Here is a 25,369-nt window from a genome sequence, read left to right on the forward strand (position 1 = left end):
CGAGTGAGATGGGGTTTTGTCTGTAACTCTGTTGCATTCGATTCAGGAGGAGTTTTATGAAGCGCATACTGTGGATGGCTTTGCTCATGCTGGCACTGCCAATGGCCGCTTTCGCCGCCAGTTCAGTCGATTTCACCAACGGTGGTGGCACCCTGTCTGGCAGCAGCGCCGGGTTAAGCCTTAGCGGTTCAGAGTTGATTGCCGTCAATGGCCTCAATGGTCTCGGCCTGGTTACAGGCGATTTAGGCACAGTGACGTTCTCTACCGGAGCGTTGACCTCCGGCAGCCTACAGATGGGCGGCACCTTTGCAAGCGGTGGAAGTTTTGTGATCACCGGCAACGGCATGAATGGAATTCCCAATAGTGCGATCTTCACAGGAACGTTTAACGGGCCTGTGACTTGGACGCTGGTAACGTTGGCGAACGGCACCCATAACTACACCCTGTCGGGTTCGCTCGGCGGTAGTTGGTACAACGGAAGTAGCGTTTTCGGAGCGACCGTGCAGTTGACGATCAATACCGGGAAGGGCTTTTTTGACGGCTCAACGACGATCTCGAGCGGGGACACCAATATTGTGGTTCCCGAGCCGGGTAGCCTGACTCTTCTAGGCACGGGGTTGGTCGGTCTTGCTGGACTGCTGCACCGCAAACTGAAGGTATAACTGCCAACTTTACGATCCTGAATCGAGCCCCGCCAAGGACTGGCGGGGCTTTTCTTTGTCCTTAATCTGCTTTGTTCTTTCTTACCTGTTTATCCCGAGATGGGAGCTGTCCGTTTTCTTTCCATTACCCCGGTAATCTGGCCGAGGGGATTACCGTTGACCCACCCGGCAGGCCCTCTTAGATTGCCAACAGGGGGTTGTATGAAAGATATTCATGAGGTCCTGCGGCAAAAGCAGGCGAAATACGCCCAACTTGGCAAACAGATCGAGATGCTCCAGCAGGCCGCAGAAAAGCTGCGCGAAGTAGCTCCGCTGCTGGCCGAGAATGACGATGACGACAACGGAGTTCTTGCCGAAGTTGACGATGCCGCCCTGCAAGGGGATGCGATGTCGGCGAAGGCTGGAGCTGGTTCCGGCAGTGCTACCGCGTCGAAGGCGGCGCGGCCCACAGCTCCTCGCTGGCCGTAAACGGTCGGGGCAGCGACGCTGACGAATCGTGAAGCTGACAATCGTGAATCTGAGTAACAGCGAACCCAAGCAACTATGAATCTTCAGGCATTACTGGTTTCGACCGACGATAGCGCCTCGGATGTGTTGGGCAGAGTCTTGTCCGGCTACGGCGTCATTATGGACCGATCGAGCGATCCGGAGACGACGCTGGCTCGAATCCAGGCGCAGAAGTTCGAAGCACTGATCGTCGATTTCGATAATCCTGAAATGGCGGAAGACGTGTTGCAGCAGGCGCAGAAGTTGGGCACCGACCCGTTAACCGTTGCTTTAGTGGCGGATACGGCGAAGGTGCGCGAGATTCTGAGCGACGGGGCGCACTTTGTCGTCTACAAACCTATCTCTGAGGATGCGGCGAAGGCCGGACTGCGGGCAGCGGCGGCTCTACTAAGCCGGGAGCGGCGCAGGGCGATCCGGATTCCAGTGCAGGCGCCTGTAGAAATTACGCTGCCGGATACGCGGAAAGTGGATGGCATCCTTCTCGATCTTTCGGAAACGGGTATGGACGTATTGACCGCGGAACAGCAGGTTGCGGGTTCCCTGCTGGCCTTTCACTTTCAACTGCCGGATGCCGGACTGGAAGTGGAGGCGCACGGGCAGGTGGCATGGGCTAATCCCAACGGCCAGACTGGAGTGCATTTCCTGGATGTGGCGGAGACGACCCAGACGGCTTTGAAGGCATGGTTGCAGGCGGCAGCCAACGCTGCCGGCAATAGCGCGGACGAGACCGTCCCCCACTGCAAGTTGACCGATCTGAGCCTGGGTGGTTGCTATGTGCAAACCGACGCGCCGTTTCCGGAGCGGGCATTGGTCGACCTTTGCCTGAAAGCCGAGGAGCACGAAGTTCACACCGAAGGCATGGTGCGTGTGGTGCATCCGGGACATGGCATGGGAGTAGAGTTTCCTTCCCGGACGCCGGAGCAGCGCGCCCAGGTCGGCAGCCTGATCGACTTTCTGCGCAACTGTCCGGCGACCATGCTACAACTGATTATTTCTCCGCGTGCGCTGGTGGCGGACATCGCTCAGTTTGAATCGGGCGAGAAAAAGTCGGAAGAGGTCACCGACGAAATGGAAGATCCTCTTCTCGAGCTACTGCGGCGGGGCTCTTCGTTACAGCAGGAAGCCTTTCTGTCGGAGCTTCAGCATCAGCGCAGTCCGGAAGAAGCGGCCGTCTAGATTTTTCCATACAAAAAAAACACTATGGCTGCCACTCACCCACCGTGGGCGACTGGGCAGCCTTTTTTGGCTTTGCGGTTCAAAAAAGCCTCCCGCGCGGGTTCTGGGCAGTTGAACTTCAAGGAGGAACTTGTAGGCGGGGCACTCGAGGATTACAGCATGAGGAGAGCGGGAGGCTGTTGCGGTGGCGGCTTCCGAAATCGAAGGAACCCGGACCCCGTCTATTGACCCGGGCCCCTTCCACGTTCGGTGTCTGTTCCACCCCGTTGCAACTACAGTAGTCCAAGCCGGTTACGTAATGATTTCATCCATGTTAAACCTGCGTTAAATAAGTAGGTTGAAGGTAGACTGTGTTGGGCGGCCGGAGAGACAAGTCTGGAGAAAAAGAGCACGGCGGCAGATCGTTCGACCGACAATTCGACACGACCATCCGGAAATTCTCGTCCTGGTGAGCGACTACTATGGACCCCGCTGCTTATGATCGGGACAGCGGCATTTGCGGTAGAGATTCCCTTCTTCTTTCTGGGCACGCCGTCGGGGCACGACGTGGAGTTTCATCTCTACTCGTGGCTCGAAGTTCTCGCGCAATGGAAGCAGGGCATTTTGTATCCACGTTGGGCCGCGCAGGCGAACTTTGGGTATGGCGAGCCGCGATTCTTGTTCTATCCACCGGCATCATGGACGCTGGGAGCGGCGATCACGGCAGTCTTTCCCTGGATTGTGGCGTCCGATATTTACATCTGGATCGCGCTGGTGGCAGCGGGCATGTCGATGTTTATGCTGGTCCGACAATGGCTGGACCCACGCAATGCGATCTTCGCGGGTGTGCTTTATGCGGTGAATCCTTACCATCTGGTGATTGTTTACTGGCGCAGCGCGTTCGCCGAATTGCTGGCCAGTTGCCTGCTGCCGTTGTTGCTGATGTTTGCGCTGAAGTTGGCCGATGAAAATGTGCGCGAGAGGCGACGCGCGATTTTGCCGCTGGGGCTGGGGCTGGTGCTGGCGGCGGCGTGGCTGACGAATGCGCCGGCGGCGGTGATGATTCACTATTCGGCTGCCCTGCTGCTTGTTTACTTGTCATGGCGACAGCGTTCGGTTCGTCCCGTGGTGATGGGAGCGGCTGCGGTTTTGATTGGCGCGTGCCTGGCTTCCTTCTATCTGGTTCCGGCGATCTACGAACAGAAGTGGATCAATATCGCGCAGGCGGTTGCGGTGGGATTTCGACCAGTAGATAGCTTTTTGTTTGCTCATACGCCGGACGCCGCTCACGATGCATTCAACCATCTGATTTCGTGGGTGGCAGTGTGGGAAATTGCGATTGTGTTTTTCGCGGCATGGGCGGCACACGGTTGGCGGGAAGCAAGAAGCGATGTCTGGAACATGCTGCTGGTTTGGGCAATCGGGTGCAGCCTGCTTATGTTTCCGGTGACAGTCGTGCTGTGGAAAATTCTTCCTAAGATGCAATTCATGCAGTTTCCGTGGCGCTGGCTGTTGTGCCTGAGCCTGATCTTCTCCATTTTCGTAACCTTTGGATTGCGGCGCTGGTGGTGGCGCGCGGGGGTTTGCGCAATCTCGCTTCTAGTTCTTGCCCTGGTGTGGCACCGCGAGCAGGCACCGTGGTGGGACCAGTCTGGCGACCTTTACGAGATGCAGGACAACCTGGCGAGTGGTGCGGGATACGAAGGGACCGACGAGTACACACCCGCAGGGGCGCACCCTGAGGACGCCGATAAAGACGCGCGTAACGTTACCGTCAGTGGGCCGGCGCATGGGGCGATTCATGTCTCTCGCTGGAGCCCGGAATCGAGAATGTTTACAGCGGAGATGTCGGCGCGCGATCATTTGGCGGTGAAGTTGTTGGCTTATCCTGCGTGGCGGGTGGAGGTGAATGGGCGGGAGGTGGAAACATCTGCAACGGATGCGGGGCAGATGCTCGTTCCGGTCGAGGCGGGGATGAATCGCGTACAGATTAGTTTCGCGCGTACTTGGGATCGGACGGTGGGAGGATGGATTTCGATTCTCAGCGCGCTGTTTGTGGGAGTTTGGGTAGTAAGGATACGAAAGTCGGCGGGCTCGAAGGTTAACGTCTGAGTAAATCCTCTGTGCGCTCTGTGGCCTCTGTGGTTATGCTCTTGATCTTACCATGCGAAGAATTCTGATTGCCACTTCCAATCCGGGTAAGCTGCGCGACTTTGCCGGAGCCGCGACGCCGCATGGAATCGAGATTGAAGGCATTCGCAGCTTCTCTTTCCTGCCGCTGGTGGTCGAGGATGGGCTCACGTTTGAAGACAACGCGCGCAAGAAGGCTGAGCAGTACAGCCGACACGCCGCGGGAGAGGTCGTAGTAGCCGACGACTCCGGACTCGAAGTGGATGCGTTGAACGGAGCGCCGGGCGTGCATTCGGCGCGCTATGCCGCCGATCTCCCTCACTTAGCGGAAGAAAACACCGACGACGAGGCGAATAATGCGCGCGTACTGCGCGAGCTTCGGAATGTGGCGCCCGCGAAACGTACGGGACGCTTCGTCTGCGTGTTGGCGGCGGCGCGCGATGGCAAGACGCTCGCCACTTTTCGAGGAACCGCGGAAGGCGTTATTCTCGGTGCTCCGCGAGGAACGGGCGGGTTCGGGTACGATCCGCTGTTTTATTTTCCGCAGATTCAGAAGACGTTTGCGGAGCTGAGCGCGGAGGAGAAGGCAAAATACAGCCACCGCGGAGCGGCGTTTCGGCGATTTTTAGAGTGGTGCGAACAGACGGATGATGGTTCGACGTGAGAATTTCTCTCATCGCCAATGGCCGCTAAGCAGATGCAGGGATCTTTCGACTGCATCGTCGCTCGCTTTGCGCGCGACGACTTCCTTCAGGATGACAAGACTCATAGATTGCGGCGTGGTACGTATCGCGAAATCGCGCAGCTTCCTTGACTTCACTTTCTCGCCGCCCGATAATACAGGGTTCTTTTCTCATCGTTGAACTCATAAGGAGCGTTTGTGGCGTCAGCCAGTTCTACCCCCGCAGGAACCACAGTTGCGGCGCACGGGGTGGCTCCATTGCGCGCGGGCCAGGGATCATCCTTTGTGTTGCGCCGGCTGCATTCTCTTTCGGGGATTGTTCCGGTCGGCGCATTTCTTTTCGAGCACATTCTGATTTCGAATTCGACCGCCATCGGCGCCAACGGGCCGGAGGTTTATGCGCGGCAGGTCAGTTTTCTGGCCAATCTTCCGCTGGTATTTTTTCTCGAGCTGTTCGGGATCTGGCTGCCTATCGCGTTTCATGGGCTCTATGGTTTTTATATCTGGTTCCGCGGAGATGGGAACACCATTGCGTATCCGTGGAGCGGCAACTGGATGTACACGGCCCAGCGCTGGACGGGCGGAATCGCTTTCGCCTACATCGTTTGGCATACCTATACGATGCGGTTTACCGGCGTCGACCTGCATGATAATCCGATGGCGTCGTTTGGCAAGGTGCAGTTGGAGGTGTTGCACACGCCGTTGTTTTTGTTTTACGTGCTCGGGCTGATCGCGGCTTCGTGGCACTTCGCTTACGGCATCTGGCTTTTCTCGGCGAAGTGGGGAATTGTTTCCGGAGACAAGGCGCAGAAGCGGCTGCTGACAGCGTGTTTGGTGTTCTTCTTTGTGTTGACAGCGGCGGGACTGGCGAGCTTGACTTCGTTCCGGTCGCACGCGCAACAATCGATTGAGCCGCGAGGGGCGTCGGAGGCGATTAGGCGGGGCGGTAGGTGAAATGGCGGCCTGGACGGACAAATGCGTCCGTTGCCACGTGAGCAGTGATGGACCATAAATAAAAATGGCAACTCCTAGAATTATCGTGGTGGGTGGCGGGCTGGCGGGACTGTCCGCGACGATCAAGATCGCGGAGATGGGCGCAAGTGTCGACCTGTTTTCGATCGTGCCGGTAAAGCGTTCGCACTCGGTGTGCGCGCAGGGTGGAATTAATGCCGCCAAGAATCTGAAGGGCGAAGGCGATTCCACGTGGAAGCATTTTGACGACACGGTTTACGGCGGAGATTTTCTGGGCAACCAGCCTCCGATTAAAGATATGTGCGACGCCGCGCCAGGAATTATCGATCTGCTCGATCGCATGGGCGTGCCATTTAATCGAACGCCGGAAGGGCTGCTCGATTTTCGGCGTTTCGGCGGGACCTTGTATAACCGCACAGCTTTCGCCGGCGCGACGACCGGCCAGCAGTTGCTGTATGCGTTGGATGAGCAGGTCCGGCGATATGAGTCTGAAGGCAAGGTGAAGAAGTACGAGCACTGGGAATTTTTGTCGGCGGTGCTCGACGGGAATCGCGTCTGCCGCGGCGTCTGCGCGATGGATTTGCGGTCGATGGAGGTGCGGACGTTCCCGGCCGACGCGATCATTATTGCGACCGGCGGCAACGGAGCGATCTTCGGCAAATCTACGAATTCAGTTGTATGTACGGGGTCGGCGCAGTCGGCGCTCTATCAGCAGGGCTGCTATTACGCGAACGGTGAGTTTATTCAGGTTCATCCCACGTGCATTCCGGGTGAGGATAAGTTGCGGTTGATGTCGGAATCGGCTCGCGGCGAGGGCGGACGCGTCTGGGTGCCGAAGGCGGCGGGGGACAAACGCGATCCGAAATCGATTCCGGAAAAAGAGCGATGGTATTTCCTGGAAGAGTGGTATCCGAAGTACGGCAATCTGGTGCCGCGCGATATTGCGACCCGCGCCATTTTTAAAGTTGTCTTCGAGTACAACCTCGGCATTGACGGCAAGCCGATGGTGTATCTCGACCTGACGCACATTGACCGCAAGATTCTCGACAAGAAGCTGGAAGGGATTCTCGAAATTTACGAGAAGTTTGTGGGCGACGATCCGCGCGATACGCCGATGAAGATTTTTCCCGGCATGCATTACACCATGGGCGGACTTTGGGTCGACTACAAACAGGCGACCAACGTTGCCGGAATTTTTGCGGCGGGAGAATGCGAATATCAGTATCACGGCGCGAACCGGCTGGGCGCGAATTCGCTGGTGTCGTGCATCTTCGGCGGAGCAATTGCGGGGCCGAATGCTGTGCAATATGCGCGGGGATTGCAAGCGCTGGCCGACGGGAACGGATGCTTCGACGCCGAGAAGAAGAAGCAGGAAGAAAATAACGCGCTGCTGATGAAGAATGACGGGACGGAGAATCCGGTCAAGCTGTGGCGCGAACTGGGCGAGTTGATGACCAAGGACTGCACGGTTATCCGCTATAACAAAACCTTGAAGCAGACTGATGGGAAGCTGGTCGAGCTGCTCGAACGGTATCGCAAGGTCAACCTAAGCGATCGCACGATGTGGGCGAACACGACCGTGGTATTTGCGCGGCAGCTTTATAACATGCTGCAACTGGCGCGGGTGATCGCGCAAGGCGCGGGCATGCGCGATGAATCGCGCGGCGCACATTACAAGCCGGACTTTCCCGAGCGCGACGACAAGAATTGGCTGAAGACGACGAAGGCGTATTTCGCGCCGGATGCGGACGAGCCGAAGTTCGAGTTTGAACCGGTGGATGTGTCGCTGATTCCGCCAAGAGCGAGGAAGTATTGAAAATCCCTAAACGTTGTCACCCTGGAACAAAGCGAAGGATCCATGCAGTTTGCTGGCGGCAGCAGAATGCATAGATTCTTCGCCTCGCTCAGAATGACAAGAGTTTTTTTGCTAGGAGCTAAGAGCTAGAAGCTAATGGCTGATAAATCCGTCATCATAAAGATCAAGCGACAGGCGACTCCGACTTCCAAGTCGGATTGGGAGGAGTTCTCCCTTCCCCACCGGCCGAACATGAACGTGATTTCGGCGTTGATGGATATTGCTGCCGATCCGGTCACCCGCGACGGGAAGGCGACTACGCCCATCACTTACGATTCGAATTGCCTGGAGGAAGTGTGCGGATCGTGCGCCATGCTGATCAATGGCAAGGCGCGGATGGCTTGCTCGGCGCTGATTGACAATCTCGAGCAGCCGATTCGGCTGGAGCCGTTCTCGAAGTTTCCGGTGGTGCGCGATCTGGCGACGGATCGCAGCGTGATTTTTGAAAATCTGAAAGCCGTGAAGGCCTGGGTGCCCATTGACGGTACTTACGATCTGGGCCCCGGTCCACGCATGACGGCCGAGGAACAGGAAGCCGCGTATCCCATTTCGCGATGCATTTCCTGTTGCTGTTGCATGGAGGCTTGTCCGCAATTTAATGAAAGCACGGGCTTCGTGGGCGCGGCGACCATTGCGCAGGTGCGGCTCTTCAATACGCATCCGACGGGCAAGGCGCTCGAACGGGAGCGACTGGCGGCACTGATGGGCGACGGCGGCATACAGGAATGCGGCTACGCGCAGAACTGCGTGGAGGTTTGTCCCAAGGATATTCCCCTGACCAAGTCCATCTCCGAGGTGGGCGGGCAGGTGATGAAGCAGGCGCTGAGTGACCTTTTGCGGCGCTGAATTTTGTCGTTTTTCGCACAAACTACCCAACCAGGCTGACTGAAGTCTCATCCAAATTCTGCCAAGTTGCGGCTGGCCAGGTAGATAGCCAGTCGGTGTGAAACCCGCGGAATGGCCCGTCATTTGCCGCTCAAACCGTCGGTGATTGTCACTCGAAGAACTGGGTAATCATTCGACGGCGATGTTTTGATTACTCGTTTTGGGTACTCAAGTAAGGATCCGCCAGTAGTCTTTGATTGGACCGGTTGACACGATGGCTTAGAATAACCGCTACTCACACAGACACAAACTTGTGAGGGCGCTGGGCGAGCGACACGGAAGCAGACTTCTTGAGACGCTTCATTCGATTCCAATCCGCAGCCGTATTCTTCTTGCTTCTGGCCGTGGTCTGCACGGGGATGTCGGGCAGCGCCTTCGCGGTGCATCGCGCCAATGCGCATCACAAGCATTTCCGCTGGCTGCGGTGGAATCCTATGTTCCGGCCTTCGCACGAATCTTTGCTGATTCAGAATGCCGAGATCAATCGGCTCGATCTGCCGCGCATACAGAATGAAACTGAGTTGGAGGCCCTGAAGGCGGACGGTTCCCTGCTCGAAATTCGCTCAGGGGAAATGTTGCGCTTCGATCCGCGGCTCGATCCTACGCGGCGTTATTGCCGTCCGTGGACCCTGGATTTTGTGAATGACCTGAGCCAGGCCTACTACAACCGCTTCCATGAGCAGATTCAGGTGAACTCGGCAGTGCGGACCGTGCAGGTTCAGAAGAAGCTGCGCCGTCACAACCGCAATGCCGCTCCGGCCGACGGCGACACGGCATCGTCGCACCTCGCGGGCGTGACGGTCGACCTGCAACGCCGCGGCTTGAGTAAAGATCAGATTCACTGGATGGAACACTATCTGTTTTACATGAAAGCGCTTGGACTTGTGGAACCCGAAGAAGAGCGCCGCCACTGGTGCTTCCACATCATGGTGAGCGGGCTTTATTCCGACTGGCGCGAGACGCAGACGATTGTTCCGCTGGAGCGTCGAGAGATCGAACGCCATGATCTGGAGCGACCGGAGAACGACTCCGTGCCGGCGCAGGTTGCCGTGGATAGTCAGACGAAGTAACAGCGGCAGCGCCAAGCACTAAATTCCTCCTTCGCGGTAAATCCGTTACGATTCTTTTCTTATGCTTGTATTGATGGCGGGACTTCCCGGCACCGGCAAAAGCACACTCGCGCGTGAGCTGGCGGCGCGAACGTCAGGGCGTGTCGTGAGCAAGGATGAGATTCGCCACGCGCTCTTTGCTGCCGATGAGATCGAATACTCGACGCGGCAGGATGATTGCTGCATGCAGATCATGCTGGAAACTGCGGGATATTTATTGGCGCGGAATCCGGGGCGTACGATTTTTCTCGATGGACGTCCGTTTTCGGGGCGTTATCAAATCGAAAACGTATTGTCGGCGGCGGCCGCGATGCAGCAGCCGTGGCGGATTCTTGAGTGCGTGTGCTCGGAGGATACGGCGCGGAGTAGGATCGAGACCGATGCGGACGACGGAGCGCACGTTGCGGGCAATCGTGATTGGCAGCTTTATCTTGAAGTGAAGGCGCGATTCGAAGCGATTGTGCATACAAAGACGATGATCGACACAGACCTTTCTTTGGAAGCCTGCCTAGAGCTTGCGCTTGCTGCCCTGGACCGATGATTGACCATGATGCGGGTACGGTTCTTTGCTTACGCGAGATCCGTGCTATATGCTGTGGGACCATGAAGGTTGCGTGGCTATCATTCGTAGGGGCCGTACTCACTATCCCGGTCGCTCTGCTCTTGAGCTGCGGAAGCGGAAAAAAAACTCTGACGATAGAGCCCACATCCGAGACCATCACCGTCAATCTGCAGACGGGCACCATGACGGGGCAGACGCAACTGGTGGCTCTGCTCAATAACAATCCGCTGCCGGCTGGCAGCGTTCTTTGGTACTCGAACAATGCGGCAGTTTTAACGGTTGATCAGGAAGGAAACCCAACCTGTGAGGTGACCTACGGCATTGCGGGCAACCAAGCGAATGCCGCCATCGCAGCGAGCTGGCGAGAGCTGACTGCTGCCGTCGGCATCACTTGTCAATACCAGTAACTCCAAGCGATTCGCGGCTACAGCGCCGAGGACATCAAGAAACTTCTCGGCGGAAACCTGATGCGCGTGTTTCGCGAGGTGGAGGGCGTGAGCCACGAGTTGCAGGCACAGGCGACGAGCGCGACAAAATAGCCGTGGGGACGAGTTTCTTCGGTTCCGCCGCGAGAAATGCGAGCCGCTGCTATCGTACAATGCAACGTTGTCCACAAATACGGAGACATCATCTCCGGTATCAGGAGTTTTCATGCGTAGGGTATTTGCGATCTTAATATTGATTTTGGCTGTGGGCTTGTCGGGATGGGCGCAAACTGCCCCTGCGGCTAAGCCGAGCGCCGCGGCGAAGCCAGCCACGCCGGCCGCTTCGACGAAGCCCATCGCCGTCATTGACACGACAGTTGGCAAGATGACGTGCACGCTGTTCCCTGACAAGGCGCCTATTGGCGTGGCGAACTTTATTGGCCTGGCCAATGGGACCAAGGATTGGAAGAATCCGGTCAGCGGATCGACTAAGCACGGCGTGCCGTTGTATGACGGGACAATTTTTCATCGTGTCATTCCCGACTTTATGATTCAGGGCGGAGATCCCGCGGGTAACGGCTCGGGCGATCCGGGATACAAGTTCAAGAACGAGGTGTCCGACGACTTGACGTTCGATCAGCCGGGGCGGCTGGCTTACGCCAACGCAGGGCCTGGCACGAATGGTTCGCAATTCTTTATCACCGAAGTGGCGACGCCTCATTTGAACGGAGGCTACACGATCTTCGGGCAGTGCGACGAGGCTACGGTGACGCTGGTGAAGCAGATCGCGCGCATGGCGTCCGATCCAGCGACCAACAAGCCGTTTCGTCCGGTGAAGATCAATCACATCAGTATTGTGCGCGGAGGGGCGGCGAAGACGGGAACGACAGCAACGAAGAAGCCGGCGGCGGCAACTCCGGCAACAACTCCAAAGGCTCCGACTTCACCGAACTAGGCGGAGATGCGCGGGCGAGTCGCCCTCGCGTCAGCCGGCAAGGTGCCGGCGCTACGAGACTCGACTTTCGTCTCGCGACCGACGACCAAAGACCGACGACTGACGACTTTTTAATAACGACTGAAAGGATCTCATGACGCGACAACCCGGACTCTACGCTACATTTGAAACCAGTGAAGGAACCATCGTTTGCCGGCTGTTTGAAAAGGACGCGCCCAAGACGGTCGCTAATTTCGTCGAACTCGCCGAGGGCAAGCGGGAATGGAAGCATCCGTCGACGGGCAAGAAATCAAAAGACCGTCTGTACGACGGAACGATTTTTCATCGCGTGATCCCCGATTTCATGGTGCAAGGCGGCGATCCGCAGGGCACGGGGACGGGTGGTCCTGGCTATCAGTTCGAAGATGAGACCAAGGGCTCGCCGCATAAATTTGATAAGCCGGGCAAGCTGGCCATGGCGAACGCGGGGCCGAATACGAACGGCTCGCAGTTTTTCATCACTACGGTGCCGACTACGTGGCTGACAGGCAAACATACGATTTTCGGGGAAGTCGTCGAAGGACAGGAGGTCGCGGAAAAGATTACGCGCGTTCCGCAGAATCGCCAGAACAAACCGAACAAGGATGTGGTGCTGAAGAGGGTGACGATCGAGACGGTGTAAAGTTACTTCGCTGAAAACAAGTTTTTCGCGTCGCCGTCCCAATCGTCTAGGCTGCCGGTCGGGCCGACGATGTCGCCGACAATCTTCGCTGTACCTGCCATGCCGCCGAGACGGCGCGTCGAACTCTTTGCCACCGGTGACGGAGGAATGATGTCGGCGACGATCTTGCCGAATCGGGTCACGCGAATAGGCTGACGCGTCTTACGGACGCGCTCAAGGATTGCGCAACACTTCGCCCTGAACCCGGTGATCCCGATTTCCTTCATGGGGTTCCCAGCTTACTTATCGGCAAACAACTAAACTCCGATCACTCCAACCAATTCTTTCACCGCTGCCGCGCTCTTATCCAGCCCAGCCTTCTCTTCAGGGGTCAGCTTGATTTCGATGATCTGCTCGATTCCTTTCGCGCCCAGCTTTACTGGAACACCAACGTAGAGGCCGTTAATGCCGTATTCGCCTTGCAGATAGGCAGCGCAGGGGAGGATTTTCTTTTTGTCTTTCAGGATCGCTTCCACCATTTCCGTTGCAGCCGCTGAGGGCGCGTAATACGCCGAGCCAGTCTTGAGGTGCTTCACGATTTCGGCGCCGCCATCGCGGGTGCGTTGGACGAGGGCGTCGAGGCGCGTCTTCTCGATCAACTCGGTGATCGGAATTCCAGCGACCGTGGAATAGCGCGGCAGCGGGACCATGGTGTCGCCGTGGCCTCCTAGGACGAAGGCGGTGACATTCTCCACGCTGACTTTCAATTCGTCTGCGATGAAGGCGCGGAAGCGGGCAGAGTCGAGGACGCCGGCCATCCCTATGACGCGCTCGCGAGGGAATCCGCTCAGCTTGTAAGCGGCCTGCGCCATGGCATCGAGAGGATTGGAAACGATGATCAGGATGCAGTTCGGCGAATTCTTTACGACCTCGCCGACGACAGTCTTCATGATTCCGTAATTCGTGTTGAGCAAGTCGTCGCGGCTCATGCCGGGCTTGCGCGGGATGCCGGCGGTGATCACGACGATATCCGAGTTCGCCGTCTCTTTGTAATCGTTGGTGCCGCTGACGTAGGAGTCGCGCTTCTCGATGGGCATGGCTTCGAGCAGGTCGAGGCCTTTGCCCTGCGGGACGCCTTCGACGATGTCGATAAGGACGACGTCGGCCAGCTCCTTGGAGGCGATCCAGTGAGCGGCGGTCGCGCCTACGTTGCCGGAACCTACGATGGTGACTTTCTTTCTCATGACTATGAGTCCTTTCACGAACGATTGAGTAATTGGGAAAATTTGGTAATTAGGTAAATTAAAGAGCAGCTGAGATGGGGACTGAGAATTTCCCAATTACTAGATTTCCCAATTCCCCAATCACTCCTAGGCCAGCACGCCCACGCCCATGTTCTCGATGATATGTCCGGCAAATTCGCTGGTTTTGACTTTGGTGGCGCCGGGCATCAGGCGCTCGAAATCGTAGGTAACTACTTTTTGTTCGATCGTGCGCTCCAGGCTTAGCTCGATCAGGTCGGCGGCTTCGTTCCAGCCGAGGTGACGAAACATCATGACCCCGGAGAGGATCACCGAGCCGGGATTGATGACGTCTTTGTCGGCATACTTGGGCGCGGTGCCGTGCGTGGCTTCGAAGATCGCGTAGCCATCGCCGACGTTCGCGCCGGGGGCGATGCCGAGTCCGCCGACTTGTGCGGCGCAGGCGTCAGAGATGTAATCGCCGTTGAGGTTGGGTGTGGCCAGCACCGAATATTCGTCGGCGCGAGTGACGACCTGCTGGAAGATCGAGTCGGCGATGCGGTCATTGATCATCACTTTTTTCTTCCACGCGCCGTTGCCGTGCGTCGAGTAAATCGCGTCGAGCACTTGTTTGACTTCTTTTTCGACAGCCTGGCGAAACTCCGGAGGCGCGAACTCCATGCCGGGCTCGATCATATCGGCGTTCTGCGCAACGGTCAGGCTGGGATTTTTATCTTTGTTGTCGATGATCCAGCTTTCGCGCTCGGTGACAACCTGGTCCCGGAATTCTTCGGTGGCGACTTCGTATCCCCACTTGCGGAACGCGCCTTCGGTGAATTTCTGAATGTTGCCTTTGTGCACCAGCGTCACACTTTTTCTGCCGGATTCAAGCGCGTGCTGAATGGCCATGCGCACCAGGCGTTTGGTTCCAGTTACAGAAATCGGTTTGATACCGACGCCGGAGTCGAGCCGAATTTGCTTTTTGCCGCCCTTCAGCATGTCTTTGTTGAGGAACTCGATGAGGCGGGCGCAGTCGGCAGTTCCCTGCTCCCATTCGACGCCGGCGTAGACGTCTTCGGTGTTTTCGCGGAAGATCACAACGTCCATGCGCTCGGGATGCTTCACCGGCGAAGGCACGCCCTTGTAATACTTCACGGGACGGATGCAGGCATAGAGATCGAGGATCTGGCGCAGCGCTACGTTGAGCGAGCGGATGCCGCCGCCGACGGGCGTGGTCAGCGGGCCCTTGATTGCCACTCGAAATTCGCGGACGGCTGAGACGGTGTCATCGGGCAGCCAGGTATCGAACTTGGCTTTGGCTTTTTCGCCGGCGAAGACTTCATACCAGGCCACGCGGCGCTTGCCCCTGTAGGCTTTCTCGACCGCCGCGTTGAAAACTCGCAACGAGGCCTTCCAGATGTCGCGGCCGGTGCCGTCACCTTCAATGAAAGGGATGATGGGATTGTCGGGAACCTGATACTTCCCGTCGGCATATCCAATTATTTTTCCGTCGGCAGGTGCGGCGACGCCGTTATAAGTGCCAGACATGAAGTCCTCCACCCAGGTAGTGCGAGATGCGATTTATAAAACTTTCAATTATAGAGAAAGCTCCCGGCGCGGGGTGAATATTATTGTGCTCGAGCTTGGATTCGTTTTCAGGACTTGCAGCGATGGGCGTGAGATTTCCTTCGCCTGAAGAAGCGGCTCCGCTCGGAATCGGGCCAAGAGCTTGCAGTATTGCAGGGCTATGCCATAATTCTGTGCTGAGACAGGTTTGCCGAAACAGCTTCAGTGCGCTTCCGGGAGATTTCTTATGAGCTACTCTTCTCTTTCTCGCCCGCTCATCGCGTGCCTGGTCTCGTGGATTGTGTTGGCGCCGGCGGCTTGGGCTCAGAAAGATCGCGATCGGACCCAGGTCGGACACAACATCACGATCGGGCCCAACGAACAGGTCAGCGATGCGACTTGTTTTGGTTGCGGTGTTCGCGTCCGCGGGCACGTATCGAGCGATGTGACGACGTTCGGCGGCAGCGTCGTGATTGAGGAGGGTGGGCAGGTTGACGGCGACATCACGACGTTTGGCGGTGGCATTCGGCTGGGGAAAGACGCGAATGTCAAAGGCGACGTCACAGTATTCGGAGGGCGAATTCAACGAGATCCTGAAGCCACAATTGGCGGGGACGTCACCAACATGGGTGGGCCGGGTTGGATTGCATTGATCGTCCTGGCACCGTTCATTTTTTTGGGATTAGTCGCGGCGTTGATCGTATGGGTGATTCGCAGACTGTTGCGGCCGTCAATGCCGGCTGCGGCGTAGAGCGTATGCCGGAGATCACCAGCGGCGAGTACCGAAAGTCTTGCGGACGCCCAGCGTGACGTACCGGCCCCAGGGGCTGTTGGTGCCGAGGTCGGCAGGGCCAAGGTTGGTATCACGGGCGCCGAGACGGTCGAACAGGAAGTGCTGGTTCACGCGAAACTCGAATCCTCGGTTCAGATAAATGCCGATTCCCCAGGAGTGGTCGACCCCGATGGCATCGGGCGACCAGGTGTACAGGGTCTTGGGAATCGTCTTGCCAAACAGGAAAGTCGGCGCGCCATAGACCATGAAGCGGCGCAGCGGGCCGCGGCCAAAGGGGCGGACTTCGAGAATTCCAGAAAGAATGTAGCGGGCGAATAAGCTGCACGGGGCATTGACTCCTCCGTAATTGCCGGCAGTGCCGGCACACTGGTTAGGATCAACTTCGTTGTGCGGAGGGGCGAGGTCGAGTTCGGCCCACCCCCAGAACATATCCCTGGGAAAGAACATGCGGTCCTGAGCTTTCAGATCGGATTCCGGCTCGTGGGCCTGCCTCGGCGCACTGCTGGTGGGCGCTGGGTTACTCTGGGAACTGAGCGTCGTAGAAGATACTTGCGCGCCCGCAAACGAAATCAACACAGGAACTGCCAAGAACCACGCACACCTTTTCGCTGTGCCTGTTTCCATTGCGCCTCTTTTCATTAAGCCTCCAGATTAATGCCGGTTTGGGCAGAGCGAGTCATTGTACCCCCGAGGAAAGAGTGGCGGCTAAGCGGCAAGCGTCGAGGATGGGAGAGGGCATTGGAAGCCTAAGAGATTCCTTCCAGAATTCATATTTTGGAAGGGATTTATTCCATTCATAGTACGTTCACATTAGGCCAATTTGACTAAAGTACGCCAAAACATGAGCTTCCACATTTGGTTGGCCGATTGCACAGTGAGAAGCAACCGCCGGACCAGGAACCTTATGCCCCAAGAAATTTCGGTATCGTACCAGGCAATCAAGAGCAAAGTGTATCGTTTGGTTGATTCTCTGGTTGTCGGTGAAAAGACTGAATCCGAGGTACAGGAGTCGATACGAAGGTGGTGGGCGCTCATTCATCCGGCGGACCGCCCGATTGCACAGAAGTATCTGCTGATGGTGCTGGGGCGCTCGGCCTCGGCGCTGGACTGCATGGGCGACGCATTTCTTTCCGTTGGCAGCTGCGAAGTTACTCGCCCGCAAATGACCGAGACCACGCTGCCTGCGAAGCGCATGCGACTGCTGGAGCGGATGGTGAAGGAAAGCAACGTTCGCACAGTCGTTTAGTCGATATGTGCGCGGAAACCTCTCGGCGTTAATTCTGTGGCTCACTCATCAATCGTCCAGTTTTCGAGCGTCAGATTGCAAACTCGGCGGAACTCTCTCGTATTATTCGTCACCAGGGTCAAGCCGAGGGCGCGCGCATGTGCGGCGATGAACAAGTCGTTTGCGCCAATCATCCTGCCAAGTTTTTGCAAATTCGCGCGAATCTCGGCGTAGTGAATCGAAGCCTCGTCAGGAAAGTCCAGAACTTCGACGTAGCGGAGAAATGCGCTCAAGGCTGCCTCATCCTGCTGCCGTCGCGGAGACACTTCCACGCCGAATAGAAGTTCTGACTTTGTGATTACCGAAATGCACACGTCGCTGACGGGAACTCGCTGCAATCGTTTCAACACCGCATCGCTTGAGCGCTTCATGATGTAGGAGCACGTGTCCGTGTCCAGCATGTAGCGCGGCATTACGGCTTACGCTCCTGCACGGGCAAGTCTTCCACTTCGTCCATGAAGGTCGCCGAGGCAGCGGGAGCCTCGTCCAGGTACGACTTCCAGTCCGATGGCGCTGCCGACAGGATCACGTCGCTGCCCTCCTTCCGGATGAATACCTCCGTGGTTCGAAACTGAAACTCCTTCGGCAGTCGGACCGCTTGACTGCGGTTGTTCATGAAGATTTTGGCTTTACGCTGCATGGCTTCCTCCCACAGACGAGCGTGGCATATACATTAGTATATGCCACGGGAAAACGGGATAGCAAGAGTCATCCTGAGCGCAGGGATTGGTCCGCGAAGCGGAGCAATCTCGAAGTGGAAGGATCCCTTACCTGCTTTGCAGCGCTCAAAGCACGGCGAGGAGTCCTCACTTCGGCTTGGGCCTGCCGCAGAATTCCTTGAATCAACAGGATGCGGTTTAGGGTGTAGGGATCCTTCGACTGCGTTGTCGTCAGCTTCGCGGACGACAACTTCGCTCAGGATGACAAGCCTTTGGTGCCATTGAGGATGGCTGAAACTTGGCGGCGCACTTCTGCCCACGGGATCGGCTTCACTTTGCCCGAGTCTAATTCCTCGATGCGCTTGGCGATTTCGCGGCCCCATTCCTCTTCAGCGGATGCGTCAACGGTCTCGTCGAGGCTTTCCAAAAGCGAGCCTGCAAGAGCGGCACGCGCTTCGGGCGGAAGTGCGAGAGCCTTTTCGAGCAGTTCTGAAACTTCGCGTGTCATGCCTGTCATCCCAGATGCCCTAGCGCAACGCAAACGCGCAGGTTGCAAGTCGAATCAGCAAAAACGGGCTGCCGACGCCTGCGGGACTCGGATTTCATATTCCCTGCAACCTAATCGCGGCCATTCCGCCTGCTGATTTGTTGTCTATCTCGACGAGCGCAGCGTGATACTTGTCGAAAAATTCTACGATTGCTTGCCATGAGGTCCAGTCGGGTTCCTCGCAATACTTGACGGTAACGCTGCTTGAGAGCAGATTCGTAAGGCTCTCTGTTCTGTATGCGAACAATTCTTGTGCGTCGGCGATATCGGCTACCGACGGCTGGCCAAAAGAAGTCCTAGCCCTTTCCGCTAGCGCGGCGGTTGCTGCCCGTAAATCAGTTCTGTTCATGATAGGGAAAGTGTATCATCGGGCCGCACGATCGCAACTACCTTGGTGGCTGCTGCGTAAGCCCCTCAACCGTCTTTCCGAGGATCACTCCCATGACGTTAATTCGGCATCGGTCGGCGGCCAGCGTTAGGCTTGCTTGGCCCACGTGCGGATATTTCTTGGCTGATTGCGCGGCAAAATATTCACATGCATCGCCCAGCTTCTTTTCGCCTTCCTCGGTTTCCTTCCACGGCGGGGCCAACGGCCTGGGAAAGCCATCCCGCTCACATTCAAGAAACTCGTCCGCCCCTAGCAACCGCGCCACGTCATGCCTTTCGGCCCGCTCGGGAAGCAGGATGCCGCATTCTGGTTTTCGAGGTATTAGCTCCAATGCTTTGGCTGACGTTTTCTCTTGTTGTGGATGGGCGGTGGCAACCAACAGGCCGAAGGAAACTGTCAGGGCAAACACGGATGGCTTCAACATGAGAACCAGCTCCGCCGCGGATTCTATCACCAGTTTTAGAACCCTTCGCCATGCCGGAGTAGAATAGGCCCATGAGCACAATTGAAGGCAGCCTAGACATTTTTTGGGAAAACAATGCGCAACGTACAGCCACGCCCCGGTACATGCTGGTGTTTGCCCGATATCAGAACTTCAAAAGCGGCGCGCAACCAGCCAAGCATTTGGTGGGTGCCGATGCTTTAGAATCCTACCTAGCTGAAATCGGATTCGACGCCACGGATGCGAAGGATTGGGTTAAACAGTTGCAGGCGGCAGGCAGCGTTTCGATCCCTCATATTTGGATGCCCGAAGAACAGATGGCGGCATATGAGCAGTCAGGGCCGGTTGCCGTGAAGCTAGATATGGCGTCCTAGATTTACTCGCGCCTACGCGGGCCTTTCATCCTCCGGCGGGCGGCCAGGGCCCTTCCCATTCACCGTTCCTATCGTCTTCCCGGTTCTTATCACTAGATGTCGTAGTATAGCGCGAACTCATAAGGGTGCGGGCGCTGCCGAATCGCGTCCACTTCTCTTGAGCGCTTGTAATCCACGTAGGTGCGCAGCAGCTCTTCAGTGAATACGTCGCCTTTCAGCAGAAATGCGTGGTCGCGCTCCAACTCATCTAGCGCGTCCTCCAGCGAGCCGGGCATTGAGAGGATGTTCGACAATTCTTCCGGAGCCAAGTCATAGATGTCGCGATCGAGCGGCAGTCCGGGGTCCATTTTGTTTTCGATGCCGTCGAGGCCGGCCATCAGCATCGCGGCGAAGGCCATATACGGATTGCAACTGGGGTCGGGCGGGCGGAACTCGACGCGCTTGGCTTTGGGCGCGATGGAATACATGGGAATGCGGCAGGCGGCCGAGCGATTGCGCCGCGAGTAGGCGAGATTCACGGGGGCTTCAAATCCGGGGATGAGGCGCTTGTAGGAATTCGTTGTCGGCGCAATGATCGCGGAGAGCGCGGGGCCATGCTTGATGAGGCCGCCGACATACCAGAGGGCGAGTTGCGACAGGCCGGCGTATCCGTCGCCGGCGAAGAGCGGTTCGCCGGCCTTCCACAAGCTTTGGTGGGTGTGCATGCCGTTGCCGTTATCCCCGAAGATGGGCTTGGGCATAAACGTCACCGTTTTGCCGTGGCGGTTGGCGACGTTCTTCACGACGTACTTGTAGAGCAGCATCTTGTCGGCGGAGCGCACCAGCGAATCGAACTTGAGATCGATTTCAGTTTGACCGCCGCTGGCCACTTCGTGGTGATGACATTCCACGTCGATGCCGCAGGCCTGCATGCTCAGCGTCATCTCCGAGCGCAGGTCCTGATAGTGGTCGGTGGGCGGGACGGGGAAATATCCTTCTTTGTAGCGCGGGCGGTAGCCGAGATTGTTCTCCACGCGGCCGGAGTTCCAGCGGCCCTCTTCGGCGTCGATGTGGTAAAAGCCATAGTTCGCGCGCTGATCGAAACGTACATTATCAAAAATGAAAAATTCGGCTTCGGCGCCGAAGTAGGCAGTATCGGCGACACCGGACTCCGTTAGATAAATTTCGGCTTTTCGCGCGATGTAACGGGGATCGCGATCGTACTGCTGCTTGGTCACGGGATCAACCACGTTGCAGACCAGCACGAGAGTTGGAACTTCCGTAAATGGATCGAGCAAGTGAAAGTTGGCGTCGGGCTTGAGCAGCATGTCGCTCTCGTGAATGCCAGCCCATCCGCGGATCGAGGAGCCATCGATGCCGAAGCCGTCTTCAAACGAAGATTCCGTCAGCTCGGCGATGGGATAGGAAATGTGGTGCCACAGGCCAGGAATGTCCGTAAAGCGCAGGTCCAGAATCTTGGCGTCGTGCTTCTTTGCGAAGTTAAGAACGGTCTTGGCATCGGCCATAGTGACTCTGGCTGCTACAATCGGCGGGTTCTGCAGGACGTGAGAGTTTAATTGGTGTAGGCGGAGCTGGCAATTTGATTGTTTTTATGGCGCCGATAACGCGACTTTATACTGAAGCTGTCAGCTATCGCCTCTCAGCTATCAGCCAGTGCGGAGTGGTGGTCGTTCCGGCCTGCTGGCTTTAAGCTGAGAGTTGATAGCTGACAGCTTCCTATGGATTTCGACCAGCTCGAAACATTTCTCGAAGTGGCGCGCCACGCCTCATTTTCACGGGCGGCGGAGAAGCGTTTTCGGACGCAGCCGGCGATTTCGTCGCAGATCCGTGGGCTCGAGGAAGAGATCGGGGCCAAGCTGTTCGACCGCTCCGGCGGCAAGGTTTCGCTCACGGCGGCGGGCAAGGCATTTCAGAAATACGTCGAGGAGACGCTGGACGCGCGCAAGGCAATGATGGTGGCGATCGCCGAAATGGAGCGCGTGCCCCGCGGCGAAATCATCGTGGGCGCGAACGAGGGCACCTGCCTGCACATTCTGCCCTACGTGTTTGCCGATTTTAAGAAGCAGTATCCCGATGTTTCGGTGAATATCAAACGCGCGGACTACGGCAAAATTTTCGAATCGATCATCGACAACTCGGTCGATTTCGGCGTGATGTCCCTGCCCGTCGCGGATCCCCGGCTGACGGTCGTGCTCATCCATCGCGATGAGTTGATTCTGATTGCGCCGCCGCAGCATCCTCTGGGCAAAATGAAGCTAGCAAGCATTGCGGATATCGCGAAATTTCCCCTGGTCGTGCCCAAGGCCGGACATACTCGCGATGCCATTGAGCAGCTGTTCCACGAACGCCGGCTGAAACCGAACTTCACCATGGAACTCGATTCGAGCGAACTGCTGAAGCGGTTCGTGGCCGCCGACGTGGGGATCGGATTTATCGCCCGATCGAACGTTGAGGAAGATGTTCGCGCCAGAGTTCTGGCGGCGGTCGCCCTTGCCGATGCTCAGGTTCGCCGCGACCTTGCGTTGGTTTTCCGCAAAGACAAAGCGCTCAGCCGCGCTGCGCTGGCGTTTATTGACATTGCGGTGAAACACAAATCCACGGAAGAGCTGGCGCACATTCCAAGCCGATGAGCAAGCCAAGTCGATGACCAAGTGGATGATCAAGGCAAGCCCCAGACTTCTGTTGATAGTTCTCTCGCTGCTTTCCGGCTTCTGCCGGGACGGCACGGGGCAAAGCGCACAGAAGCCGCTTTCGCAGATGCCGGCCTCGGCGCGGCAGTTGATCGCCATCAAGGTCACGGGAAGCAAACGCTTTCCGGAGGAGGCGATCGCGGCGGCGACCGGCTTGCAGATGGGCGCTCCGGTCAATGATGACGATTTCAAGAAGGCTTCGCGGCGCCTGGGCGACATGGGAGTCTTCACCGAGATTGCTTACACCTTCTCGTATTCCTCCGCGGGAACCAAAGTCGACTTTCATGTCACCGATGTCGATAAGTTTGTTCCGGCCCACTTTGAGGATTTCGTGTGGTTCTCCGACGCCGAGCTTTTGAAACGTATCAAAGAGCATGCGCCGCTTTTCGACGGATCGCTGCCGCTATCGGGACGACTGGCCGACGAGGTTTCCGACGTTCTGCAGGCGATGCTGGTCGAGAATTCGATCCCTGGGCACGTTGAATATCAGCGCGCCGGTAAGCCGGACGGCCCCGTCGAGTCGATCAACTACCGCGTAACAGACGTTTTGATTCGAGTTCGAAAGATCGAATTTATGGGCGCGGCGGAGGCTGAAGTGCCCGCACTCGAGGCGGCGGCAGAGAATCTACCTGACCACGAGTACTCGCGCACACGCCTGAATCTGCTGGTGCAGCGCCAACTACTGCCCGTCTACTACGCGCGAGGATATTTGAAGGCGCAATTCGGTGAGCCTGAACCCAAAGTCATAAAGCAGCCTGCTGCCGAAACCGAAGACGGCCCGCGCAACCTGACGGTCGTCGATGTCGCTTTCGCGGTTACGCCCGGCCAGCAGTACAAAGTGAAAAGCGTAATGTGGTCGGGCAATCGCGAGTTCCCTACCGAAACATTGCAGAAAATGGTTCGCCTCGAGCCCGGGCAACCGGCCAATACGACCCGGCTGGCCGACAATTTGAAGGACGTCCAGAAGCTCTATGGATCGCGCGGGTACGTGACCGCCGCATTGAAGTCGGACGCGGACTTTGACGACTCTGCCGCAACCGTTGTGATTCGTATCGACGTGAACGAAGGCTACGTTTACCACATGGGCGACCTCGAATACCGGGGCCTCGATAACAGTCTGACCGCAAAGCTCCGCAATGCCTGGAAGATCCGTCCCGGGGATGTGTACGACTCGACCTACCTCAGCGAGTATCTGCCCGCGGCTCAGAAACTCCTGCCTCCGGCTTTGGACTGGGAAGTCTCGCCGCACGTGACTGCGAACGTCCGTGACAAGACGGTCGATGTGGATCTTATCTACTCAGTAAGGGCGCCGAAATAGACGTTCTGCGCACCCACCCGTTCTTGTTCGGATTTTGGAACAAATTTAAAAGAGTTGTTCAAGAGTGGCCGTTCTCCGGGTAGTCTTTTCTGGCCTCCGAAGGCCGGTTTAGCGCAACCGGCATTTGTGAAATCAGGGCCGCTTGACTACACTGGCTTGCAAAGTTTTCGAGCTTTCGCGTGTTGAGCGGCATCTACTGTGTCAGGAGATTCTGAATGAAGTTTAGTTGGCGACGTTCGATCTTGATTGTGACGCTCTTGGGATGTATGTCCGCCGCGGCGCTGGCAGCGGGCAAGCAGACGCTGACCGGTGAAGTCGGCGACGCCATGTGTGGCGCGAAGCACATGGAAGGCACCGCTGCCGAGTGCACCCGCCTGTGCGTCTCGAAAGGCTCGAAGTACGCACTGGTCGTCGGCGACAAGATTTATGTGCTGAATACCAGCGACAAGGCTGTGCTGGCATTGCTCGATCAACAGGCCGGCAAGAAGGCCACGATCACCGGCACGGTGAACGGGACGGAAGTCGAAGTGAGCAAGGCCGTCGCCGCCAAGTAAGTCGCGGCGGTCGAGAGCCCGCAGATTTTAGCAGGGTGTTCAGCGATTGGATTTTTAGCATAAGGTTTTGCCCGGGCCCTCCCCCCAATAAATTCCGGGCATAAAGCGGGGACGCGCGCCAGCGCTTCCCCGTATTTTTTTCGCCCCGGAGCGCAAATTCACATTTCCTTTACCCAGCATTGTGTTAGATTGTGCTTTCTCAACCTGAAATTTCATTTTCGGAGGATCACGGAATTGGGCAAAGACATGGTTCCCAAGCGGATTTTCTTTACCAAGGGAGTGGGGAAACACCGCGAGCGGCTCACGTCATTCGAGTTGGCGTTGCGCGACGCCGGGATTGCCGCCCAGAATCTGGTGCGCGTTTCCTCCATCTTTCCGCCCAATTGCAAGCTGCTGGCCCGCAAGGAAGGGGTGAAGTATCTGCATCCCGGGGAAGTCGTTTTTGCCGTGGTCGCGGAGAACACCACGCGCGAGCCGCACCGGTTGCTGGCTTCGTCGATCGGGGTGGCCATCCCCGCCGATCGAAATACTTACGGTTATCTCAGCGAGCACCATTCTTTCGGCGAGACGGAAGACGCTGCCGGGGAATATGCCGAAGAACTCGCCGCCGAAATGCTGGCCACCACCCTCAACGTGGAATTCGATCCCGACCGTTCCTGGGATGAGAAAAAGCAGATCTACCGCCTGTCCAACAAAATTGTGCGCACGGCCAACGTCACCCAATCGGCGGTCGGCGACAAGCGCGCCCTCTGGACAACTGTGATTGCCTCGGCCGTGTTGATATTTGATTAGCGAGGCGGAGATTAACGAGACGGAGATTAGCGAGACGGACTTCCGAACTGCCGAACATACGGGTCGCCGAAGAATGTTTGCTCTTAACCTTGGCCGTGGCTAGACCCGTGGACCAATTCCAACAAACACGCCGGGGGGGGGGCAGCCCGTGCAATCATCGCCGCTCTCTATCTCGCGGCGC

The 25,369-nt window shown here is 57.2% G+C and carries 30 protein-coding genes; 21 read left to right on the forward strand and 9 right to left on the reverse strand.

Translation table 11 applies throughout. The annotated features are described in order from the left end of the window. Nucleotides 1-56: 56 nt before the first annotated feature. From VGM18_05180 to VGM18_05245, 14 genes are all read left to right on the forward strand, one after another. A complete protein-coding gene (locus VGM18_05180; protein ID HEY3972375.1) occupies nucleotides 57-662 on the forward strand; it encodes a PEP-CTERM sorting domain-containing protein in 606 nt (201 codons plus the stop codon). 201 nt (nucleotides 663-863) lie between these two features. Continuing rightward, nucleotides 864-1,130 (forward strand): hypothetical protein, encoded by a 267-nt coding sequence (locus VGM18_05185; protein ID HEY3972376.1) that lies wholly within the window; start codon nucleotides 864-866, stop codon nucleotides 1,128-1,130. 75 nt (nucleotides 1,131-1,205) lie between these two features. After that, entirely contained in the window at nucleotides 1,206-2,345 is a 1,140-nt protein-coding gene (locus VGM18_05190) for a PilZ domain-containing protein (GenBank protein HEY3972377.1), read from the forward strand. A gap of 477 nt (nucleotides 2,346-2,822) precedes the next feature. Next, on the forward strand, nucleotides 2,823-4,436 hold the full coding sequence (locus tag VGM18_05195; GenBank protein HEY3972378.1) for a 6-pyruvoyl-tetrahydropterin synthase-related protein: 1,614 nt from the start codon (nucleotides 2,823-2,825) through the stop codon (nucleotides 4,434-4,436). A gap of 52 nt (nucleotides 4,437-4,488) precedes the next feature. Then, nucleotides 4,489-5,118, forward strand: a complete 630-nt coding sequence (gene rdgB / locus VGM18_05200; GenBank protein HEY3972379.1) for an RdgB/HAM1 family non-canonical purine NTP pyrophosphatase — start codon at nucleotides 4,489-4,491, stop codon at nucleotides 5,116-5,118. Nucleotides 5,119-5,136: 18 nt separating this feature from the next. Then, complete coding sequence (locus VGM18_05205; GenBank protein ID HEY3972380.1) at nucleotides 5,137-5,268, forward strand: hypothetical protein; 132 nt, start codon at nucleotides 5,137-5,139, stop codon at nucleotides 5,266-5,268. 66 nt (nucleotides 5,269-5,334) lie between these two features. Continuing rightward, a complete protein-coding gene (locus tag VGM18_05210; protein ID HEY3972381.1) occupies nucleotides 5,335-6,090 on the forward strand; it encodes a succinate dehydrogenase in 756 nt (251 codons plus the stop codon). Nucleotides 6,091-6,154: 64 nt separating this feature from the next. After that, nucleotides 6,155-7,924 carry a succinate dehydrogenase flavoprotein subunit gene (gene sdhA / locus VGM18_05215; protein HEY3972382.1) on the forward strand — a complete coding sequence of 590 codons (1,770 nt, stop codon included), beginning with the start codon at nucleotides 6,155-6,157 and terminating at the stop codon, nucleotides 7,922-7,924. Nucleotides 7,925-8,059: 135 nt separating this feature from the next. Beyond that, complete coding sequence (sdhB, locus tag VGM18_05220) at nucleotides 8,060-8,809, forward strand: succinate dehydrogenase iron-sulfur subunit (protein ID HEY3972383.1); 750 nt, start codon at nucleotides 8,060-8,062, stop codon at nucleotides 8,807-8,809. A 329-nt stretch (nucleotides 8,810-9,138) separates the two neighbouring features. Then, entirely contained in the window at nucleotides 9,139-9,918 is a 780-nt protein-coding gene (locus VGM18_05225) for a DUF5715 family protein (GenBank protein HEY3972384.1), read from the forward strand. A 61-nt stretch (nucleotides 9,919-9,979) separates the two neighbouring features. After that, complete coding sequence (locus VGM18_05230; GenBank protein ID HEY3972385.1) at nucleotides 9,980-10,498, forward strand: ATP-binding protein; 519 nt, start codon at nucleotides 9,980-9,982, stop codon at nucleotides 10,496-10,498. Between the two features lie 62 nt (nucleotides 10,499-10,560). Then, nucleotides 10,561-10,926: a hypothetical protein gene (locus tag VGM18_05235; GenBank protein HEY3972386.1), complete on the forward strand. Its 366-nt coding sequence runs from the start codon at nucleotides 10,561-10,563 to the stop codon at nucleotides 10,924-10,926. A gap of 244 nt (nucleotides 10,927-11,170) precedes the next feature. Continuing rightward, nucleotides 11,171-11,899, forward strand: coding sequence for a peptidylprolyl isomerase (locus VGM18_05240; protein ID HEY3972387.1), 729 nt, complete (start codon nucleotides 11,171-11,173; stop codon nucleotides 11,897-11,899). Between the two features lie 133 nt (nucleotides 11,900-12,032). Further along, nucleotides 12,033-12,560: a peptidylprolyl isomerase gene (locus tag VGM18_05245; protein ID HEY3972388.1), complete on the forward strand. Its 528-nt coding sequence runs from the start codon at nucleotides 12,033-12,035 to the stop codon at nucleotides 12,558-12,560. Between the two features lie 2 nt (nucleotides 12,561-12,562). Here the strand turns inward: VGM18_05245 and VGM18_05250 are convergent, their stop codons facing one another. The 3 genes from VGM18_05250 to VGM18_05260 form a co-directional block, all read right to left on the reverse strand. Next, nucleotides 12,563-12,826, reverse strand: a complete 264-nt coding sequence (locus VGM18_05250) for a hypothetical protein (protein HEY3972389.1) — start codon at nucleotides 12,824-12,826, stop codon at nucleotides 12,563-12,565. A 30-nt stretch (nucleotides 12,827-12,856) separates the two neighbouring features. Further along, on the reverse strand, nucleotides 12,857-13,783 hold the full coding sequence (mdh, locus tag VGM18_05255; protein ID HEY3972390.1) for a malate dehydrogenase: 927 nt from the start codon (nucleotides 13,781-13,783) through the stop codon (nucleotides 12,857-12,859). Between the two features lie 126 nt (nucleotides 13,784-13,909). Further along, the gene (locus tag VGM18_05260; GenBank protein HEY3972391.1) at nucleotides 13,910-15,328 is read right to left on the reverse strand and encodes an NADP-dependent isocitrate dehydrogenase; all 1,419 of its coding nucleotides are present in this window, start codon (nucleotides 15,326-15,328) and stop codon (nucleotides 13,910-13,912) included. Between the two features lie 265 nt (nucleotides 15,329-15,593). Between VGM18_05260 and VGM18_05265 the strand changes: the two genes are divergently transcribed. Next, nucleotides 15,594-16,097, forward strand: a complete 504-nt coding sequence (locus VGM18_05265; GenBank protein HEY3972392.1) for a polymer-forming cytoskeletal protein — start codon at nucleotides 15,594-15,596, stop codon at nucleotides 16,095-16,097. Between the two features lie 15 nt (nucleotides 16,098-16,112). Here the strand turns inward: VGM18_05265 and VGM18_05270 are convergent, their stop codons facing one another. Continuing rightward, the gene (locus tag VGM18_05270) at nucleotides 16,113-16,727 is read right to left on the reverse strand and encodes a hypothetical protein (GenBank protein ID HEY3972393.1); all 615 of its coding nucleotides are present in this window, start codon (nucleotides 16,725-16,727) and stop codon (nucleotides 16,113-16,115) included. 316 nt (nucleotides 16,728-17,043) lie between these two features. Here VGM18_05270 and VGM18_05275 point away from each other — a divergent pair, with 316 nt between their 5' ends. Then, nucleotides 17,044-17,385 (forward strand): hypothetical protein, encoded by a 342-nt coding sequence (locus tag VGM18_05275; GenBank protein ID HEY3972394.1) that lies wholly within the window; start codon nucleotides 17,044-17,046, stop codon nucleotides 17,383-17,385. Between the two features lie 41 nt (nucleotides 17,386-17,426). Here VGM18_05275 and VGM18_05280 read toward each other — a convergent pair whose 3' ends face one another. The 4 genes from VGM18_05280 to VGM18_05295 all read right to left on the reverse strand — a co-directional run bounded on the left by VGM18_05280 (nucleotide 17,427) and on the right by VGM18_05295 (nucleotide 19,442). Next, nucleotides 17,427-17,837, reverse strand: a complete 411-nt coding sequence (locus tag VGM18_05280; protein HEY3972395.1) for a type II toxin-antitoxin system VapC family toxin — start codon at nucleotides 17,835-17,837, stop codon at nucleotides 17,427-17,429. After that, complete coding sequence (vapB, locus tag VGM18_05285) at nucleotides 17,837-18,064, reverse strand: type II toxin-antitoxin system VapB family antitoxin (protein HEY3972396.1); 228 nt, start codon at nucleotides 18,062-18,064, stop codon at nucleotides 17,837-17,839. The genes VGM18_05280 and vapB overlap by 1 nt, the downstream gene beginning before the upstream one ends. A 275-nt stretch (nucleotides 18,065-18,339) precedes the next feature. Beyond that, nucleotides 18,340-18,591, reverse strand: coding sequence for an addiction module protein (locus tag VGM18_05290; GenBank protein ID HEY3972397.1), 252 nt, complete (start codon nucleotides 18,589-18,591; stop codon nucleotides 18,340-18,342). 425 nt (nucleotides 18,592-19,016) lie between these two features. Next, entirely contained in the window at nucleotides 19,017-19,442 is a 426-nt protein-coding gene (locus VGM18_05295; protein HEY3972398.1) for a hypothetical protein, read from the reverse strand. Between the two features lie 71 nt (nucleotides 19,443-19,513). Here VGM18_05295 and VGM18_05300 point away from each other — a divergent pair, with 71 nt between their 5' ends. Next, the gene (locus VGM18_05300) at nucleotides 19,514-19,834 is read left to right on the forward strand and encodes a hypothetical protein (GenBank protein HEY3972399.1); all 321 of its coding nucleotides are present in this window, start codon (nucleotides 19,514-19,516) and stop codon (nucleotides 19,832-19,834) included. A gap of 92 nt (nucleotides 19,835-19,926) precedes the next feature. On the opposite strand, the gene glnA is transcribed toward VGM18_05300, so the two are convergent. Then, nucleotides 19,927-21,339, reverse strand: coding sequence for a type I glutamate--ammonia ligase (glnA, locus tag VGM18_05305; protein HEY3972400.1), 1,413 nt, complete (start codon nucleotides 21,337-21,339; stop codon nucleotides 19,927-19,929). A 213-nt stretch (nucleotides 21,340-21,552) separates the two neighbouring features. On the opposite strand from glnA, the gene VGM18_05310 reads away from it, so the two are divergent. The 4 genes from VGM18_05310 to VGM18_05325 all read left to right on the forward strand — a co-directional run bounded on the left by VGM18_05310 (nucleotide 21,553) and on the right by VGM18_05325 (nucleotide 25,188). After that, on the forward strand, nucleotides 21,553-22,464 hold the full coding sequence (locus VGM18_05310) for a LysR family transcriptional regulator (GenBank protein HEY3972401.1): 912 nt from the start codon (nucleotides 21,553-21,555) through the stop codon (nucleotides 22,462-22,464). Nucleotides 22,465-22,477: 13 nt separating this feature from the next. Then, a complete protein-coding gene (locus VGM18_05315) occupies nucleotides 22,478-23,842 on the forward strand; it encodes a POTRA domain-containing protein (GenBank protein ID HEY3972402.1) in 1,365 nt (454 codons plus the stop codon). Between the two features lie 215 nt (nucleotides 23,843-24,057). Next, nucleotides 24,058-24,396 (forward strand): hypothetical protein, encoded by a 339-nt coding sequence (locus VGM18_05320; protein HEY3972403.1) that lies wholly within the window; start codon nucleotides 24,058-24,060, stop codon nucleotides 24,394-24,396. Nucleotides 24,397-24,630: 234 nt separating this feature from the next. Continuing rightward, nucleotides 24,631-25,188 carry an arginine decarboxylase, pyruvoyl-dependent gene (locus tag VGM18_05325; protein ID HEY3972404.1) on the forward strand — a complete coding sequence of 186 codons (558 nt, stop codon included), beginning with the start codon at nucleotides 24,631-24,633 and terminating at the stop codon, nucleotides 25,186-25,188. Nucleotides 25,189-25,369 lie beyond the last annotated feature (181 nt).

Origin of the sequence: Candidatus Sulfotelmatobacter sp. (assembly GCA_036500765.1) — a bacterium.
Taxonomy (GTDB): domain Bacteria; phylum Acidobacteriota; class Terriglobia; order Terriglobales; family Acidobacteriaceae; genus Sulfotelmatobacter.

What these genes read in the sequence shown, in the direction of transcription:
- VGM18_05180 (HEY3972375.1), top strand. Translation starts at nt 57, where the DNA reads ATGAAGCGCATACTGTGGATGGCTTTGCTCATGCTGGCACTGCCAATG.
- VGM18_05185 (HEY3972376.1), top strand. Translation starts at nt 864, where the DNA reads ATGAAAGATATTCATGAGGTCCTGCGGCAAAAGCAGGCGAAATACGCC.
- VGM18_05190 (HEY3972377.1), top strand. Translation starts at nt 1,206, where the DNA reads ATGAATCTTCAGGCATTACTGGTTTCGACCGACGATAGCGCCTCGGAT.
- VGM18_05195 (HEY3972378.1), top strand. Translation starts at nt 2,823, where the DNA reads ATGATCGGGACAGCGGCATTTGCGGTAGAGATTCCCTTCTTCTTTCTG.
- rdgB (HEY3972379.1), top strand. Translation starts at nt 4,489, where the DNA reads ATGCGAAGAATTCTGATTGCCACTTCCAATCCGGGTAAGCTGCGCGAC.
- VGM18_05205 (HEY3972380.1), top strand. Translation starts at nt 5,137, where the DNA reads ATGGCCGCTAAGCAGATGCAGGGATCTTTCGACTGCATCGTCGCTCGC.
- sdhA (HEY3972382.1), top strand. Translation starts at nt 6,155, where the DNA reads ATGGCAACTCCTAGAATTATCGTGGTGGGTGGCGGGCTGGCGGGACTG.
- sdhB (HEY3972383.1), top strand. Translation starts at nt 8,060, where the DNA reads ATGGCTGATAAATCCGTCATCATAAAGATCAAGCGACAGGCGACTCCG.
- VGM18_05230 (HEY3972385.1), top strand. Translation starts at nt 9,980, where the DNA reads ATGCTTGTATTGATGGCGGGACTTCCCGGCACCGGCAAAAGCACACTC.
- VGM18_05235 (HEY3972386.1), top strand. Translation starts at nt 10,561, where the DNA reads ATGAAGGTTGCGTGGCTATCATTCGTAGGGGCCGTACTCACTATCCCG.
- VGM18_05240 (HEY3972387.1), top strand. Translation starts at nt 11,171, where the DNA reads ATGCGTAGGGTATTTGCGATCTTAATATTGATTTTGGCTGTGGGCTTG.
- VGM18_05245 (HEY3972388.1), top strand. Translation starts at nt 12,033, where the DNA reads ATGACGCGACAACCCGGACTCTACGCTACATTTGAAACCAGTGAAGGA.
- VGM18_05250 (HEY3972389.1), bottom strand. Translation starts at nt 12,826, where the DNA reads ATGAAGGAAATCGGGATCACCGGGTTCAGGGCGAAGTGTTGCGCAATC.
- mdh (HEY3972390.1), bottom strand. Translation starts at nt 13,783, where the DNA reads ATGAGAAAGAAAGTCACCATCGTAGGTTCCGGCAACGTAGGCGCGACC.
- VGM18_05260 (HEY3972391.1), bottom strand. Translation starts at nt 15,328, where the DNA reads ATGTCTGGCACTTATAACGGCGTCGCCGCACCTGCCGACGGAAAAATA.
- VGM18_05265 (HEY3972392.1), top strand. Translation starts at nt 15,594, where the DNA reads ATGAGCTACTCTTCTCTTTCTCGCCCGCTCATCGCGTGCCTGGTCTCG.
- VGM18_05275 (HEY3972394.1), top strand. Translation starts at nt 17,044, where the DNA reads ATGCCCCAAGAAATTTCGGTATCGTACCAGGCAATCAAGAGCAAAGTG.
- VGM18_05280 (HEY3972395.1), bottom strand. Translation starts at nt 17,837, where the DNA reads ATGCCGCGCTACATGCTGGACACGGACACGTGCTCCTACATCATGAAG.
- vapB (HEY3972396.1), bottom strand. Translation starts at nt 18,064, where the DNA reads ATGCAGCGTAAAGCCAAAATCTTCATGAACAACCGCAGTCAAGCGGTC.
- VGM18_05290 (HEY3972397.1), bottom strand. Translation starts at nt 18,591, where the DNA reads ATGACACGCGAAGTTTCAGAACTGCTCGAAAAGGCTCTCGCACTTCCG.
- VGM18_05295 (HEY3972398.1), bottom strand. Translation starts at nt 19,442, where the DNA reads ATGTTGAAGCCATCCGTGTTTGCCCTGACAGTTTCCTTCGGCCTGTTG.
- VGM18_05300 (HEY3972399.1), top strand. Translation starts at nt 19,514, where the DNA reads ATGAGCACAATTGAAGGCAGCCTAGACATTTTTTGGGAAAACAATGCG.
- glnA (HEY3972400.1), bottom strand. Translation starts at nt 21,339, where the DNA reads ATGGCCGATGCCAAGACCGTTCTTAACTTCGCAAAGAAGCACGACGCC.
- VGM18_05310 (HEY3972401.1), top strand. Translation starts at nt 21,553, where the DNA reads ATGGATTTCGACCAGCTCGAAACATTTCTCGAAGTGGCGCGCCACGCC.
- VGM18_05315 (HEY3972402.1), top strand. Translation starts at nt 22,478, where the DNA reads ATGACCAAGTGGATGATCAAGGCAAGCCCCAGACTTCTGTTGATAGTT.
- VGM18_05320 (HEY3972403.1), top strand. Translation starts at nt 24,058, where the DNA reads ATGAAGTTTAGTTGGCGACGTTCGATCTTGATTGTGACGCTCTTGGGA.